The organism is Aeromonas sp. QDB25, from assembly GCF_027707725.1.
In the GTDB taxonomy this organism is placed as follows: domain Bacteria; phylum Pseudomonadota; class Gammaproteobacteria; order Enterobacterales; family Aeromonadaceae; genus Aeromonas; species Aeromonas caviae.
The window spans coordinates 1-676 of the sequence record NZ_JAPCIZ010000237.1 but is presented as its reverse complement, the minus strand read 5'-3'; the positions used below and the strand labels follow the sequence as shown (position 1 = coordinate 676).

Sequence of the window (676 nt, the reverse complement as noted above, 5' to 3'; positions counted from 1 at the left end):
CGAAGCAAAAGACCGGACGATTAAACAAACTAAAATATCGTTTGATGAGTTCACCGCAGTGGATGAAATGCAAGTTCTGGATCTTGTTTCCCCTTGGCTTGAAGCCCGTGCCACCGGGTTGTGGGCATTGGCAAGCTCCACGTTGTGTCTGTTCGAACAAGAGAAAACGGCCCAGATAATCAACGCAGGTGTGGCTCTGTCTCGACGAACCCAAAATGGCGAGTTGATGGTGGTTTTAGCTGCGCGGGAAGACTGGACGCCAGATGTTAATGAACTTTTCATTAGAAAAGAGTGCTTACACCGACTGAGTGAACATATTGCAAGCGGGAAGCCATTGCCAAAACTGCAAGATGGGATCATTACCTCTGAGCTGGCCCAGGCTATGCCAAAAGCACGATCAACAGCGAAGCAGAGTCTAGTTATTGCTGAACTATTAACCGCTCATGGGGTGAAGGATGAGGATTTCCAGGGAAGCATTGAAGCTCTCAAACAGAAAATAGCCAGCAAGGGGCTTAGTAAAACACTGGTCAACGTGGATAAAAACACCCTGTCCGACTGGCTAAGGAAAGCCGGAGTCAGACAGTGAGTTTTCAATAGCTCACGTGAATTTTAGATAACTCACCCACTCGAAAACTCCGCCGTGTTTCCATTGCCCCGTCAACAACAACGACCGAGG

The 676-nt window shown here is 48.2% G+C and carries 1 protein-coding gene; it reads left to right on the top strand.

Features of this window, described 5'->3' with window-relative positions:
• The coding region (locus tag PG883_RS23685; protein ID WP_270808507.1) for a hypothetical protein at window positions 1-586 on the top strand (586 nt) is incomplete at its 5' end.
• Window positions 587-676 lie beyond the last annotated feature (90 nt).